A 14334-nucleotide genomic window follows, 5' to 3' on the forward strand; every position below is an offset into this window, starting at 1 on the left:
TCATGCAGATCCCCACCGACACTGTTTCGCTGCGTGACTACGAATATCGCTTTCACGAAAGGGCGGACCCGGCGATTCGCGCCTACATCGCGGGCGCGGCGGCCGATGCAGTAACGCAGCGCGAGAACGGTGCCGCATTCGAGCGCATCAGGCTGATGCCTCGCGCGCTTGTCGACATGTCGCAGGCATCGGCCCGGTCCGAACTGTTCGGCGAGACGCTCGACTATCCGATCCTGATTGCCCCAACCGCGTATCACAAGCTCGTCCATCCCGACGGTGAGCTGGCGACGGTTCAGGGGGCGTCCCTCACCCGCACCTGGATGACTGTCAGCACCCAGGCCAGCGTCACGCTGGAAGAGGTCGCGCGCGCATCCACTGCGCCACTCTGGTTTCAGCTCTACATGCAGCCACGTCGCGAGGATTCGCTGGCGCTGGTCCGCAGGGCGGAGCAGGCGGGCTACAAGGCGTTGGTGGTGACGATCGACGCTGCTGTCAGCGGCATCCGCAATGTCGAGCAGCGCGCGGGGTTTCGATTGCCCGATGGCGTCAGCGCGGTCAATCTTGCTGGGTTTGCCGCGAACGAGCCGATTCGCGCAAGCGTCGGGAGTCCGATCTTTCGCGGTATGTTGGCCCATGCACCTACCTGGTCTGACATCGAGTGGCTATGCGGACAGACCACGTTGCCGGTACTCGTCAAGGGCTTGCTCAATCCGGCCGACGTGCCTGCCGCGCTGAATGCGGGGGTGTCGGGCATCATCGTGTCGAATCACGGTGGCCGCGTGCTCGACACGCTTCCCGCCACGATCGACGTGCTGCCCGCTGTTGCCGCCGCCGTGGCTGGTGCCGTGCCGATCCTGCTCGACGGCGGCGTGCGGCGCGGTACGGATATCGTCAAGGCGATCGCGCTGGGTGCCTCCGCGGTACTGCTTGGCCAGCCAGTGTTGCACGCGCTGGCGGTCGGCGGGATGCCGGGCGTGGTCCATATGCTGACGCTGCTGCAAACCGAACTGGAAGCCGCGATGGCATTGCTCGGCAGGCCGACACTGCGCGATATTGATGCGTCGACGTTGATGGGCCGGACGGCGTAGCGCTATCCAGCCGGGTTCATCGTCGATAGCTCCCGGACCATCAACGCGCCGAGTTCGTCTCGGCGGCTTGCGTTCATGCGGCTGCTGATCGCGCCGAAGCTGATGGCCGCCGACGCGCCAAACGGCAACTGGAACGCGCATCCCACGCCGGAGACGCCTTCGGTGATGGTATCCACGATCTCCGCATAGCCCTTGCGTCGGCTTCTGGCTGCCGCCGCCAGTAGTCGCGAGATCGGCATTCCGGCTTCGGCATAAAGTGTGTGCTTGCGCTTGTGAACCTCGCGGATCGCGTCGTCCGACATTGCCGACATCAGCGCGAGGCCGCCAGCGCCGATGCCCAGTAGCCGGCGTTGGCCCGGCACCGTCGTGAACACGCGCACGGGGAACGGCCCTTCCTCGCGGTGCAGGCAGACCGTGAAGTCTCCTTGTGGCACCACCAGGAAGACCGTGTCGCCCGACACGCGAGCCAGCTTTTTCATCAGAGGCGCGACCAGATCGACGATTGGCGCCTTCTCCGCGGCGGCGGCGCCAAGCTGCATAGCGTCGATGCCGAGCCGGTAGCGCTTGCTGTGGATGTTGCGCTCGACGAAGCGTTCCTCCTCGAGCGAGCAGAGCAGCCGATATGCCGTCGGCCGCTCCAGGCCGCTTTCCGTGACGATATCCGCCAGCGTCGCGCCTTCTTCCTGATGGCGGGCCAGCAGCCTCAGGATTTCCAGCCCCCGGCGCAATGTTTGCGCGCCCGCGGTCTTCCTTCCCACCGCCTCATCGCGCATTTCTGTCTCTCCCTCGCTCGTACTCCGGGTTTTCTTGGTGTCCATATAGTGGTCAAAACAGTTGCTTGTGTTTGTATTGTGAAAATACCTGCTTTTACACTCGATTGGAATCACTCGACACAGCCAAGACGTCAAACCACATCGAACAGAGGAGCCGGGATGCCTTACACCACCATCGAAATCGAACAGCGCGACGCCGTGCGTCGCGTCTGGCTGGCGCGCGAAAGCGCCCGTAATGCGCAAAGCCAGCTGATGCTGGACGAACTGGATCACGCGATGTCCGAAGCAGCCACCGACGACTCGGTGCGCGTGGTGGTGATCGGCGGTCGCGGTGCGCACTTTTCCGCCGGGCACGATCTCAAGGAAGCGCAGGAGAAACGCGCCAACTTCACGGTGGAGGAGCGCTGGGCGTACGAAAGCGAGCGGTATTTCAACTACTGCATGCGCATCTGGGATTTCCCAAAGCCGACCATCGCGCAAGTGCAGGGCGCCTGCGTCTCCGGCGGCTTCATGATCGCCAATATGTGCGATCTGGTGGTGGCTTCCGAGTCGGCGTACTTCTCCGATCCGGTCGGCCATTCGCTCGGCGCGGCGGCCACCGAGGTGCTGATTCATCCGTGGGTCATGGGACTCAGGAAAGCCAAGGAAATGCTCTTCACCGGGGATCGGATCGATGCGGCTGAAGCGTTGCGCATCGGCATGGTGAATCGGGTGGTCGCGGAAGGGGAACTGGAAGCGCAAACCGATGCGCTGGCCGCCCGTATCGCCAAGGCGCCGCCGTTCGGCCTGCATCTGATCAAGCGCTCCCTGAACCGCACGCTGGACGCGCAGGGTCTTCGCTCGGCGCTGTCGGCGCACTTCGACACCCATCAGCTCTCTCATCTCGGGGAGGGGTTCCTGCGCGCGCGGGATGCCGGCCTTGCCAAGGCCATCGTCAAGAATGTCGCCGTGGACGCCGACAAGCAAGGAACCCGCTGACATGGCGCACATGCTCGAACCCCTGTTGAATCCCGCCTCCATCGCGATCATCGGCGCCAGCGACAATCCGGGCCGCATCGGCGGTATGCCGATAGACCTGCTGGTTCGATTCGGCTATGCGGGTGCCGTCTACCCGGTCAATCCCAAGTACGAGAACGTGTTCGGCCTGCGTTGCTATCGGCAGGTGGAAGACCTGCCCGAAGGCATCGACCTGGCGGTGCTCGCGATCGCGGCCGAGGATGTGACCGCGATGCTCAAGCGCTGCCACGCGCGCGGCATCCGCGCGGCGATCGTCTATGCGGCAGGCTTCGCAGAAGCCGGAGAAAGCGGCGCGGCCCTGCAGGACATCATGGAAGCCTATGTGAAGGAAAGCGGCATGTTGGTGGCCGGCCCGAACTGCATGGGCTTCGCCAACCTCAACACGCACGCCTATACGGCCTTTGCATCGGTATTCAAGACCGCGCCAGCGCAGACGGAGCGGGGGCGCGTGAGCCTGCTGACGCAAAGCGGCAACGTCTGCGCGGCGGTGTTCGCCATCGCCCGCGAACTGGGTGTGCCCTTCAGCCAATTCATCAACACGGGCAACGAAGCGTGCATCGACTACTCGGCGTACCTTGAGTACCTGGCTCAGGACCCGCAAACAGATGTCGTGATCGGCTATATCGAGGAACTGCGCGACGGCGCGAGGTTCATCGAGGCGGCGTCGGCGTGCGCGGAGGCGGACAAGCCGCTGATCATCTACAAGGCCGGCGAAACAGACAAAGGGCGCGAAGCCGTGCGCTCGCACACGTCTGCGTTGGCCGGCAACCAGGCGATCTATCGCGCCGCATTCTCCCAGCTCAATGTGATCGAGTGCCAGGACTTCGCACAGATGGCGCATATCGCCGAACTGGCGCGCTATCGCCAGCGGTCCGCTGGCCGGCGCGTTGCGATCGTCAGCATTTCGGGCGCGGTGGGGGCAATTCTGGCGGACAAGTGCATCGGCGCCGGGCTCGAGGTGCCGACGCTGCCGTCGGCGCTTCAGGATACGTTGCGGGCGGGCATTCCCGACTACGGCATGGTGTCGAATCCGATCGACGTCACTGGCAACGTCGTCAATGATCCCGGGTTCGTTCGCACCGCGCTCGGGGCGCTGGCAAGCTCCGATGCCGTCGATACCATCATTGTGTACGCGCCGGGCTACCTGCTGGACCGGATGGCCGACGATCTCGCCACCGTCGTGGCGGAGCACGGCAGGCTCATCGTCGCCGTCGACACTGGCCGTTCGACGCGGCGTGAATTTCTGCGCGATGCGGGCATTCCGGTCATGACCGATATCGGCATGACGATGCAGACGCTCGCGCCGTTCCTCCACTGGCACGAGCGTCGCGCCCGCAAGGCATGGCGCGTGCTGGCGCAGCCCGGCGCGTCACGCGCCGGTTCGACGCCAGCCGCGGCATCGCTTCCCGGGAATGAGTACGACGCGCGCGCGTGGTTCGCATCGCATGGCGTGCCGACGATCGACGAGCGCATTGCGACGAGCGCGGACGACGCAGCCGCAGCCGGTGCGGAACTCGGATTCCCGGTGGCGCTGAAGGTCCTGAGCGCCGATGTGCCGCATAAGACCGAGGCGGGCGGCGTTCAGTTACGGCTCACCAACGCCGGTGCGGTACGCGAGGCGTTTCATGTCGTGATGGATAACGTGCAGCGTCATGTGCCAACCGCGCGCATCGACGGCGTGATCGTGCAACGGATGGCCGCGCAGGGCGTGGAGCTGATCGTCGGCGCGGTACGAGACCCCGTGTTCGGACCGGCCCTGACCGTGGGGTTGGGCGGCACGCTTACCGAGCTCTACCGGGACGTGACACATCGGCTGTTACCGGTGGATGCCACGGGCGCACGCGAGATGCTGCAAGAGTTGAAGGCATTCCCGCTGCTTGATGGCTATCGCAACGCGCCACTTCGGGATATCGACGGCGCTTGCGAAGCGATCGCTGCGTTCGGGCGTGCGTTCGTGGCGCTCGGGGAGACCGCCGGGGAAGCGGAGATCAATCCGCTGACGGTGCGCGAGCGTGGTCAGGGTGTGGCGATGCTTGACGCGCTGGTGCTTCCTGCGGCGCGCTAGTCCGTTCCAGCGATTCGAAACGTTCATCGAGAACTACGAAACTACAAGAGGAGACTGTCATGATCAAACGCATGATTGCAGCGTCGATGGTGATGCTTGCTGCCGTTGCCGCGACGCCCGTGACGGCGGCGGATGCCTATCCAAGTAAGCCGGTTCGCATCATCGTTCCATTTCCCCCCGGCGGTGCCGCTGACATCATGACGCGCGCGCTGGGCGAGCGCATGCGCAAGCAGCTTGGCCAGCCAATCGTGATCGAGAACAAGCCTGGCGCTGGTACCGTCATTGCGTCAGACTACGTCGCAAAGCAGGCGCCGGACGGCTACACGTTGCTGATGGCTGCGTCGTCGCTGGGCATCGCGCCAAGCATCTACAAGAACGTCAACTACGATCCGGTTCGGGACTTCGCGCCGATCACGCTGGTGGCTTCGGTCGTCCACGTGCTGGAAGTCAACGCCGCGGTGCCCGTGCATAGCGTGAAGGACTTGATCGCCTACATGAAGACGAGCGGCAAGGCACTCAGCTACAGCTCCGCCGGCACCGGAACGTCCACACACCTGGAGGCCGAACTGTTCAAGTCGATGGCTGGGGTGGACATGACGCATATCCCGTACAAGGGCAGCGCCCCGGCGCTGACGGACCTGGTAGGCGGGAACGTCCAGGTCATGGTGGATGCCTATGCGTCATCGGCGCCGTTCATCAAGGCCGGCAGCGTGCGTGCGCTGGCGGTGACCACGGCGAAGCGATCGGCCACGTTGCCGAACGTTCCCACTGTGGCTGAATCGGGCCTGCCCGGCTACGAAGCCATGCCGTGGCTGGGGCTGCTGGCGCCGGCGGGTACGTCGCCCGAGGCGGTGCAACGGGTCTACGTGGCCGTCCAGGAATCGCTCAAGGACCCGGCGCTGATCCAGCAATTCCGTGATCTCGGTCTTGACATCATCGGCAACACGCCCACGCAGTTCGCAGGTTTCGTCAAGCAGGATGCCGTGAAGTGGGCGAAGGTCGCAAAGGCTTCCGGCGCGCAGGCGGATTGAGTCATGCAGCTGACACTCACGGAAACGCAGACGTTGCTCGAGAGCAGTGCGCTGCATTGGCTGGCGGGCAATGCCGACGACATCCGGCAGGCCAGGGATGCGCGCGCGTACTGGCCAGCGTTCGCGGAAATGGGCTGGCTCGCCCTGCCATTTGCCGACGCCGATGGCGGCTTCGGCGGTGGCCCGATCGAGGTGGGGTTGCTCATGCGGGCGTTCGGCCGGTATCGCGTGGCAGCGCCCGGTTATCGGAGTGGCGTGCTGATGGCCGGCAAGCTCATCGCGGCACTGGGAAGCATGCAGCAGCGCGATACCTGGCTGGCGCCGCTGATCACAGGCGAGCGCTGTCTTGCGATGGCTCATACGGAGCCGGGGCGTGAAGACCCATGGGCGATGCCGGCGACCACGGCGACATGGGATCCGCGCGGCGAGCGATGGACGCTGCGCGGGAAGAAGTCGCTGGTTACGGGTGGGGCGGATGCCGATGCTCTGGTGATCAGCGCCTCGATTCATGCTGAGGGCGAACATCCTCGAATCGGCTTGTTCATCGTTCCGTCGGCTGTGGACGGCATGACGTCGCGCGCATGCCTGGTCGCGGACGGCGGCCGCGCGGCAGACCTCGTGCTCGACGAGGTTTATCTGTCGGATGACGCCCGCTTGGGTCAAAACGCTCCCGAGCAGGAGATCGCCGAGGGCTTCATGACGATCGTTGCGGAGGCGTTGGTCGCTTCCTGCTGGGAAGCTGCTGGCGCGATGCGAGCGGCGCTGGAAGCAACCGTGTCTCACGTCACGCAGCGTGAACAGTTCGGTCGGCCGCTCTCCGCCCTGCAATCGGTACAGCACGGGCTTGCCGAAATGGCGGTCTGCTGCGAGGAAGCGGGTGCCGCTTGCGAACTGGCCGCGCTTCGCATCGCTGCGGACCGGCGGCTGGCACGCGATGCGGCATCGCTAGCCCAGTCCTGTACGGGCCGTGCCGCACGCTATGTTGCCGCCCAGGCCGTGCAGTTGCATGGGGGGATGGGCGTTTCGGAGGAGCTTCACGTAGCAGCGTTGTTCCGGCTGCTGACGCGCTTCCGGTTGCAGGATGGCCATGCCGACTGGCATTCGATGCAATTGGGGAATGACATGTACACCGGCGACTGGCGCATGAGCCAGACCTTGCTTGATCCGGCGACATCTGGCCAGGCTGTGGCGGCATATGCGGAGGCACACTGATGGATCTGCTGTTGACACCCGAACTTGTCGAGTTTCGGGACACCGTACGCGCTTTTCTGCGCGAGCATCTGCCTGCGGAACTGCGTCGGGGGCAGCAACTCACGACGGCGATGTATCCGGAGCCGGAAATCTCGGGCCCGTGGCAGGCACGTCTGCGTGAGCGTGGATGGCTCGTCCCACTGTGGCCCAGGGAGTGGGGCGGCACGGGATGGAGCAGTATCGAACGATTCATCTTCGAAACGGAATGCGCACTCGCTGGCGCGCCGCTTGTCCATCCGATGGGGGTGAGGCTGGTCGGGCCGGTGATACTGCGATACGGCACCGAGGCGCAAAAGCAGACATATCTGTCGCGCATCCTTTCCGGGCAGGACTACTGGTGCCAGGGATTCTCGGAGCCCGGCGCCGGTTCTGATCTGGCATCGCTGCGAACCCGTGCCGTACGCGATGGTGACCACTACGTCATCAACGGCAGCAAGTTGTGGACGACCCACGCCCACCACGCGAATCGCATGTTCGCACTCGTGCGCACCAGCACCGAAGGGCGGCGGCAGGAGGGCATCAGCTTCATTCTTATCGACATGGAAACGCCCGGGATCTCGGTTCGCCCGATTCCAACCATAGGTGGCGACCATGACGTCAACGAAGTGTTCTTCGACAACGTGCGCGTGCCCGTCGCCAACCGCATCGGCGCGGAGAACGAAGGCTGGCAGTGCGCGCGCTATCTGCTGGAGTTCGAGCGCGGGGCCGGCATCTTCAGTCCTCGCCTGCGCTCGCAACTCAAGCGGATCGGCGACGTGCTGGCGAGAGAGGCACAGTGTGATGGCGATACCACTGTCACGGCCTTGCGGCGGCTCCGGTTCGGAGAGGTGCGCGCCGATCTCGACGCCTTCGAGATGCTCGAATTGAAGACGATGTGTTCGGTGGCGCCGGGTGAGAGCCCCGGTCCGGTGGCGTCGGTCCTGAAGCTCCGCGCCAGCAGGCTGCGGCAGGCAATCAGCGAAATGGGGACGACGGTTGTTGGCGCCGAGAGCTTGCGATGGCGCGCGGACGACGCCCACGATGAGGAGCCTTCCGAAGACGAGGTGTTGCGCGCGTGTTTGCTGCCTGACTTCCTCAATGCGCGGGCCTACACGATCTTCGGCGGCGCGGCCGAGGTCCAGCTGGGCATTATCGCGAAGTCCTGTCTGGGGGCCTGATTCGGTGGAGCCGCCCGGGAGGCGGGCATATGCCGAGGGCAGTCCGACCGTCCGACTGTTTGCGAACGGAGGAATCTGGCGGAAGCGGTGAGATTCGAACTCACGGATGGGTCACCCCATCGGCAGTTTTCAAGACTGCTGCCTTAAACCACTCGGCCACGCTTCCGGTGTCTGGAAGATTTGCGGGCATTGTAGCGTGACAGCGCGTATGCCCGGCCGCGCATTATACAGGGATGCGCGGGCTGGCAGTATCATGATGGAGTGGATTCGCTGTTTTGGAGTCGTTCTTCGAGTTGTCCGACTCAGCGGAACCTTGTCAGCCCATCGCGCCTCCTAAGAGAGGCGCGAATGCAGTCTCATACTGCAGGTTCGCTGTTTGTACAGGCGATTTGAGGAGAATACTTCATGCAAGAACAACGTAAACCGTGGCAGGTCCTTGGTGCTGCCGGTGCTCTGGCGCTGGTGGCCGGACTGGCCGGTTGTGCGCAGCCGGGCTATGGCGGTTACGGCAACTACAGCACGGCGCCGCCGCCGACTGGTTATCAACAGCCGGGAACCAACACCTATCAGGCGCCTGCCGGTTCGGTGTTCGTGGGTCGCGTGGAATCGATCGAGCCGGTCCAGACCACGCAGGGCAGCTCGGGCATTCTGGGCACCGTGATTGGTGGTGCAGCCGGCGGTTTGCTTGGACACCAGATCGGTGGCGGTTCTGGCCAGACCGTGGCAACGATCGTCGGCGCGGTGGGTGGCGCGGTGGCGGGTAATCAGATCGAGAAGCGGGCCGGGTCGAACACCAGCACTGCGTATCGCGTCAATGTCCGACTGGACGATGGCCGCGTGGCGACGGTGACGCAAAGCAATATCGGCAACCTGCGCGTCGGCGATCGCGCGCGAGTGGCCAACGATATGGCGACGGCGTACTAAGCCGATCGGATATCTCGATACATCGGCAAAAGAAAACGCCACGCGGCAATCGCGTGGCGTTTTTCATTCTGGCTCGACGCTCTCGTTGCGTCGTCCGTGTGGGCAACCTCAATCCTTCAGGAACATCTCCTGCAGGTCGTTGAGGAAGCGTCGGCCGAGTTCAGTCGGCTTGATCACGGTAGGGTCGGCGTCGAGCAGTCCCTTCTTCTCGGCTGCGGCAAGCTGCTTGCCGATCATGTGCAATGGCAGGCCGGTGTAGTCGTGGAAACTCGATGCCGGCACGCCGTCCGTCAGACGCAGCGCGTTGAGCATGAATTCGAACGGGAGTTCGTCAGCGCCGACTTCGCGCGCTTCCTGCACGGCGTTGCCAGCCAGGGCCTGCTCCATATAAGTGGCTGGGTGCTTGTGTCGCATCTGCCGCAGGATCCGGTTTGGAAACGAAAGCTTGCCGTGGGCGCCGGCGCCGATGCCGAGGTAGTCGCCGAAGCGCCAGTAGTTGAGGTTGTGGCGCGCCTCGCGATGCGGCTTCGCATAGGCCGATGTCTCGTAGTGGCGATACCCAGCCTGGGCCGTACGGGCCTCGACGATGTCCTGCATCTCGTAGGCGGTGTCCTCGTCCGGCAGCGCGGGCGGAAACTTTGCAAACAGCGTGTTCGGTTCCAGCGTCAGGTGATAGAGCGACAGGTGCGTGGTGCCGTACGACAACGCTGCGTCCAGGTCGCGCGCGCATTCGTCCAGGGTCTGCCCCGGCAGCGCATACATCAAGTCCAGATTGACGTTGTCGAAGTGCTTCAGCGCGATGTCGATGGCCGCGCGTGCCTCGCGCTCGCCGTGGATCCGGCCAAGCGCTTTCAGGTGGGCGTCGTTGAAACTCTGGATGCCGATCGACAGCCGGTTGATGCCGCTGGCGCGATAGCTTGCGAACCGTTCGGCTTCGAAGGTGCCGGGGTTGGCTTCCATCGTAATCTCGGCATCGGCATCGAGCGGTAGCAGCGCGCGGATGTCCGATAGCAGGCGGTCCATGCCAGCGGCCGACAGCAGGCTCGGTGTGCCGCCGCCGATGAACACCGTATGCACGGGACGTCCCCATACCAGTGGCAGCGATTGCTCAAGATCTGCGCGTAGCGCGTCGAGGTAGGCGTCCTCGGGAATCTCGTGGCTATCCGGCTTTCCCGGTGCCGCGTGCGAGTTGAAATCACAGTACGGGCATTTGCGCACGCACCATGGGATGTGCACGTAGAGAGAAAGCGGCGGCGAGCCGGGCAGGGCGATCTGGCCCGGCTTGAGCCAAAGCTTCTGGTTATCGGCCGGGGATAGCGGCGAGGATGTGGCCGGCGTGCCACCGCCGACGGGGACGATCGGGATCATGCGCAGCTCTTGATGCCGGCGGTCTGCAAGCGGGCCACCAGTTCCTGCAGTGCCAGGGCACGATGGCTGATTGCGTTCTTCTCTTCAGCGCTCAGTTCGGCGGCCGTCTTGCCGACGCTGGGCAGCAGGAAGTGCGGATCATAGCCAAAGCCACCATTGCCGCGCGGGGCGTCAACCACCTCGCCGGCCCAGATGCCTTCGGCGATGATGGGGCGCGGATCATCGGCGTGCCGCACCATCACCAGCACGCAGTAGTAGTGCGCGCGGCGGTTCAGCTTGCCTGCCAGTTGCGAGATCAAGTGGGCGTTGTTGGCAGCGTCCGACTTTGGCTTGCCGACGGTCTGGGCATAACGCGCCGAGTACACGCCAGGTGCACCGTCGAGCGCTTCGACGCAGATACCCGAGTCATCCGCCAGCGCGGGCATTCCCGTCAGCCGTGCAGCGTGGCGGGCCTTGGTCAGCGCGTTCTCGACGAATGTGGCGAACGGTTCCTCGGCTTCGGGCACGCCCAGTTCGCCTTGCGGCACGACATCAAAGCCGAGCGGAGAGAGCAGCGCGCTGAACTCGCGCAGCTTGCCGGGATTGTTGGAGGCCAGAACCAGACGTTGCATCGACATATTCCCCTGCGCTTACAGCCCGAGCGCCTGCTTCTGATGGCGCACGAGTTCGGCGATGCCGGCCTCGGCCAGGCGCGTCATGGCGTCGAGGTCGGCGCGGCTGAAGGGCGTGCCTTCGGCCGTGCCCTGGACTTCCACGAAGCCGCCACTGCCGGTCATGACCACGTTCATGTCGGTATCGCAGTTGCTGTCTTCGGCGTAGTCGAGGTCGAGCACCGGCACGCCATTCACCATGCCGACGGAGACGGCCGCCACGAAGTCGCGGATCGGGCTCGCCTTGATCTGGCCATCGCGCAGCATCGCGGATACGGCGTCGTGCGCCGCCACGAAGGCACCCGTGATGGCGGCGGTGCGCGTGCCGCCGTCGGCCTGCAGCACGTCGCAATCGAGGTGGATCGTGTATTCGCCCAGCGCTGCCAGTTCGAACACCGAACGCATGGCGCGCCCGATAAGGCGCTGGATTTCCTGGGTGCGGCCGGTTTGCTTGCCTCGGGCGGCTTCGCGGTCCGAGCGGGTGTGCGTGGCGCGCGGCAACATGCCGTACTCGGCTGTGACCCAGCCTTCACCGCTGCCTTTCTTGTGCGGAGGCACCTTTGCCAGCACGCTGGCGGTGCACAGCACCTTGGTATCGCCAAAGGCACTCAGCACCGAGCCTTCGGCGTGGCGGGTGTACTGGCGGGTCAGGGTGATGGGTCGCAGCGCATCGGCCGCGCGTCCGCTGGGTCGCATGTGGAGTCTTTCGTTAGAATCGTGTGAGACCGCGATTCTAACGCCGGCGAGCCTTGCGTGCCTGCGGGACCCCCGGCGCCTCAGCGCATCAGGTTGCTGGTCTTGTCGATCGCAGCGCGAATTTCGGCAATCGAGCGTTCGATTTCTTCCTCCGACAGCAAATCGGTCTCGCTGCCCGTACGCTCGAGGATGGAGGTGGTGAACGCATTGAGCGGCAAGGTGTCGGTCAGCACCGCGTCGTCGTTCGGCACATTGGCGTCAGCTTCCCACATCATTGCGATGGCGGTGGTGTTATCGGCACCTTCGCCGGCGTTCGCAAGCGCCCGTTCGATCAGGTCAGGTATCGCATGGACCACCGAAAGATGGGTGACCTTGTCGACGATGATGTCTTCCTCAAGGCTGCCCCAGAGGCCGTCGGAGCACAGCAGCGCCACGTCGCCCGGGTTCAGCCGCACCGGGCCGCCGATGTCGATCAGCGGCAGGTTCGGTGAGCCGAGGCAGTTGTAGAGCTTGTTGCGTTCCGGGTGGTTGGCAACGTCCATCGGCAGCACGCGTTCCTGCTGCAACAGATTCTCGATCTTCGAGTGGTCGCGCGTGCGGGTCAGCAGGGCGCCCTTGCGCATCAGGTAGAAGCGCGAGTCGCCGGCGTGCGCCCAGTGGATCTGGCCATGCTGGATCAGGCAGCACACCACAGTGGTACGCGGGATATCGGCCAGCCGGTTGGCTTCGGCATAGCGGTGGATCTCGCGATGCGCCAGCATGATCGTGTCCTGCAGAAAGTCGGCAGGATTCCGGATCGCCGGACGGGCCTGGGTTTGGAACTGGCGCGCCAGCGTCTGCAAGGCTTGCTGCGCGGCAACTTCGCCGAGCGCGTGGCCGCCAAGGCCATCGGCCAGCACCATCAGCAGGGCGTCGCGCGTGAAGCAGTAGCCCATGCGGTCCTGGTTGATACGGCGGCCGCCCTTGCGGCTTTCCTGATAGACGGAGAATCGCATGTTGGCTTAGCGGAATGCGTTATGTTCGTGCCGGTTTGGCATCAGTTGCCGCCGTGGCCTGCCTCGGTGGCGGGCAGGGCCTTCTCTTCGCGGCGGCGCAGCAAGGTCATGAAACGGCTGGTGGCGTTCAGGCGCTCGGTGACGGGGCCTGCGGGATTGGCGGCCATGGCCGCGGCCGACTGCTCGCCCAGCGCGTTCGATTGGTCGCGCAGCTCCTTCTGCAGCCGGAACACGCTTTGCGGGCGCTCGGCGGGTGTCAGGCGCAGGCACCACTCAACCAGATCGACCAGTCCGTTCGTGTAGGTGGCGCGCAGCCGACCGAACGACTCGGTCATGCGGTCTTCCTTCTCACGCTGGTTGGCCTCCTGCGGCGGCATTCCGGCCATGCAGGCATAGAGCGTGGCGCCCAGGCTGTAGATGTCGGTCCACGGGCCGAGGTCCGTATGCTTGCCGTAGAGCTCGGGTGCCGCGAACCCCGGGGTGTACATCGGCTGGAAACGTGATGCTTCCATGGTCAGGATCTGGCGGGCCGCGCCGAAATCAAGCAGGATCGGCGATTCGTCCTCGCGCAGGTAAATATTTCCCGGCTTGATGTCCAGATGCAGCAGCTTGTGGATATGCACTTCCCGCAGGCCGCTCATCAGGTCGTGGAATACCTTGCGGATGAACCGTTCGCGGAGGACTTTGGCCTTGCCCTGCTGCCGGGCCTGCAGGATATGCTCCTGCAGCGTCTTGCCCAGCTCGTAGTTCATGACCATGTAGACCGTGGAATTCTCGCGGAAGAAATTCACCACGCGGACCACGCTGGGGTGCGAAATACGGGCCAGCGACCGTCCTTCCTCAAAGAAATACTTCAGGCCGAGGCGAAATGAGGCCACGTTCTCGTCCGGAACGACCGGGATCAGCTCGCCGGGACTGCGGCGGGCCAGTGACGACGGCAGGTATTCCTTGATGGCCACCGGGGCGCCCGTTTCGTCCGTGGCGAGGTAGACGAAACTGAACCCCCCACTGGCCAACTTCTTTACAATACGGTAGTTGGCCAGCAGCGTGCCGATTGGCAGCGGCGCGCTCTTGGACTGGTTAGCGCCCTTGGACTCTGTCATAGGATTCGGGACCTTATTTGCTCCCGGATTCTCCGGGCTAATCGGTCACTTGTAAAGAATTCATTGGCGGGGACTGTTGCCAAATATCCGCGCTTTTCTGCCTCTGTTTTCAGTTGATTTTTCAGGCGATCCGCCTGCCCCCGATCTTTTCGGGGAGCCGGTCGCCGCGCCTTACCCGGCGTTTTTCGATTATTCGATTTTTTCGCGAGATTACCG

Annotated in this window: 13 protein-coding genes and 1 tRNA gene; 7 read left to right on the plus strand and 7 right to left on the minus strand. The window is 64.2% G+C overall.

What is annotated here, in order from left to right:
• Positions 1-2 precede the first annotated feature (2 nt).
• Positions 3-1088 (plus strand): alpha-hydroxy acid oxidase, encoded by a 1086-nt coding sequence (locus WD006_RS03890; protein WP_029308281.1) that lies wholly within the window; start codon positions 3-5, stop codon positions 1086-1088.
• 2 nt (positions 1089-1090) lie between these two features.
• On the opposite strand, the gene WD006_RS03895 is transcribed toward WD006_RS03890, so the two are convergent.
• Positions 1091-1861, minus strand: coding sequence for an IclR family transcriptional regulator (locus WD006_RS03895; RefSeq protein ID WP_029308280.1), 771 nt, complete (start codon positions 1859-1861; stop codon positions 1091-1093).
• A 159-nt stretch (positions 1862-2020) separates the two neighbouring features.
• On the opposite strand from WD006_RS03895, the gene WD006_RS03900 reads away from it, so the two are divergent.
• Genes WD006_RS03900 through WD006_RS03920 form a run of 5 tightly spaced genes read left to right on the plus strand, consistent with a single transcriptional unit; the run spans position 2021 to position 8382 of the window.
• Complete coding sequence (locus WD006_RS03900) at positions 2021-2839, plus strand: enoyl-CoA hydratase (RefSeq protein WP_008646053.1); 819 nt, start codon at positions 2021-2023, stop codon at positions 2837-2839.
• Between the two features lies 1 nt (position 2840).
• A complete protein-coding gene (locus WD006_RS03905; RefSeq protein WP_011515670.1) occupies positions 2841-4943 on the plus strand; it encodes an acetate--CoA ligase family protein in 2103 nt (700 codons plus the stop codon).
• 59 nt (positions 4944-5002) lie between these two features.
• Positions 5003-5974, plus strand: coding sequence for a tripartite tricarboxylate transporter substrate binding protein (locus tag WD006_RS03910; RefSeq protein WP_029308279.1), 972 nt, complete (start codon positions 5003-5005; stop codon positions 5972-5974).
• Positions 5975-5977: 3 nt separating this feature from the next.
• On the plus strand, positions 5978-7186 hold the full coding sequence (locus WD006_RS03915; RefSeq protein ID WP_029308278.1) for an acyl-CoA dehydrogenase family protein: 1209 nt from the start codon (positions 5978-5980) through the stop codon (positions 7184-7186).
• On the plus strand, positions 7186-8382 hold the full coding sequence (locus WD006_RS03920; protein ID WP_011515673.1) for an acyl-CoA dehydrogenase family protein: 1197 nt from the start codon (positions 7186-7188) through the stop codon (positions 8380-8382). Before WD006_RS03915 ends, WD006_RS03920 begins: the two co-directional genes overlap by 1 nt.
• A 76-nt stretch (positions 8383-8458) precedes the next feature.
• On the opposite strand, the gene WD006_RS03925 is transcribed toward WD006_RS03920, so the two are convergent.
• Positions 8459-8548, minus strand: a tRNA-Ser gene (locus tag WD006_RS03925).
• 239 nt (positions 8549-8787) lie between these two features.
• On the opposite strand from WD006_RS03925, the gene WD006_RS03930 reads away from it, so the two are divergent.
• Positions 8788-9306 carry a glycine zipper 2TM domain-containing protein gene (locus WD006_RS03930; RefSeq protein WP_011515678.1) on the plus strand — a complete coding sequence of 173 codons (519 nt, stop codon included), beginning with the start codon at positions 8788-8790 and terminating at the stop codon, positions 9304-9306.
• Positions 9307-9414: 108 nt separating this feature from the next.
• Here the strand turns inward: WD006_RS03930 and hemW are convergent, their stop codons facing one another.
• The 5 genes from hemW to WD006_RS03955 form a co-directional block, all read right to left on the minus strand.
• Positions 9415-10674: a radical SAM family heme chaperone HemW gene (gene hemW / locus WD006_RS03935; protein ID WP_008646062.1), complete on the minus strand. Its 1260-nt coding sequence runs from the start codon at positions 10672-10674 to the stop codon at positions 9415-9417.
• Positions 10671-11285, minus strand: coding sequence for an RdgB/HAM1 family non-canonical purine NTP pyrophosphatase (rdgB, locus tag WD006_RS03940; RefSeq protein ID WP_011515679.1), 615 nt, complete (start codon positions 11283-11285; stop codon positions 10671-10673). The genes hemW and rdgB overlap by 4 nt, the downstream gene beginning before the upstream one ends.
• 18 nt (positions 11286-11303) lie before the next feature.
• Positions 11304-12020, minus strand: a complete 717-nt coding sequence (rph, locus tag WD006_RS03945; RefSeq protein WP_029308277.1) for a ribonuclease PH — start codon at positions 12018-12020, stop codon at positions 11304-11306.
• A gap of 80 nt (positions 12021-12100) precedes the next feature.
• Positions 12101-13015 (minus strand): PP2C family protein-serine/threonine phosphatase, encoded by a 915-nt coding sequence (locus WD006_RS03950; protein ID WP_011515681.1) that lies wholly within the window; start codon positions 13013-13015, stop codon positions 12101-12103.
• 41 nt (positions 13016-13056) lie between these two features.
• A complete protein-coding gene (locus tag WD006_RS03955; protein WP_008647046.1) occupies positions 13057-14118 on the minus strand; it encodes a serine/threonine protein kinase in 1062 nt (353 codons plus the stop codon).
• Positions 14119-14334 lie beyond the last annotated feature (216 nt).

Source organism: Cupriavidus sp. Met-2, assembly GCF_049843575.1.
Lineage (GTDB): Bacteria > Pseudomonadota > Gammaproteobacteria > Burkholderiales > Burkholderiaceae > Cupriavidus > Cupriavidus metallidurans.

Coding starts and splice junctions, on each gene's coding strand:
- WD006_RS03955 (WP_008647046.1), bottom strand. CDS start 14,118: ATGACAGAGTCCAAGGGCGCTAACCAGTCCAAGAGCGCGCCGCTGCCA.
- hemW (WP_008646062.1), bottom strand. CDS start 10,674: ATGATCCCGATCGTCCCCGTCGGCGGTGGCACGCCGGCCACATCCTCG.
- WD006_RS03910 (WP_029308279.1), top strand. CDS start 5,003: ATGATCAAACGCATGATTGCAGCGTCGATGGTGATGCTTGCTGCCGTT.
- WD006_RS03905 (WP_011515670.1), top strand. CDS start 2,841: ATGGCGCACATGCTCGAACCCCTGTTGAATCCCGCCTCCATCGCGATC.
- rdgB (WP_011515679.1), bottom strand. CDS start 11,285: ATGCAACGTCTGGTTCTGGCCTCCAACAATCCCGGCAAGCTGCGCGAG.
- WD006_RS03920 (WP_011515673.1), top strand. CDS start 7,186: ATGGATCTGCTGTTGACACCCGAACTTGTCGAGTTTCGGGACACCGTA.
- WD006_RS03915 (WP_029308278.1), top strand. CDS start 5,978: ATGCAGCTGACACTCACGGAAACGCAGACGTTGCTCGAGAGCAGTGCG.
- WD006_RS03950 (WP_011515681.1), bottom strand. CDS start 13,015: ATGCGATTCTCCGTCTATCAGGAAAGCCGCAAGGGCGGCCGCCGTATC.
- WD006_RS03930 (WP_011515678.1), top strand. CDS start 8,788: ATGCAAGAACAACGTAAACCGTGGCAGGTCCTTGGTGCTGCCGGTGCT.
- rph (WP_029308277.1), bottom strand. CDS start 12,020: ATGCGACCCAGCGGACGCGCGGCCGATGCGCTGCGACCCATCACCCTG.
- WD006_RS03900 (WP_008646053.1), top strand. CDS start 2,021: ATGCCTTACACCACCATCGAAATCGAACAGCGCGACGCCGTGCGTCGC.
- WD006_RS03895 (WP_029308280.1), bottom strand. CDS start 1,861: ATGCGCGATGAGGCGGTGGGAAGGAAGACCGCGGGCGCGCAAACATTG.
- WD006_RS03890 (WP_029308281.1), top strand. CDS start 3: ATGCAGATCCCCACCGACACTGTTTCGCTGCGTGACTACGAATATCGC.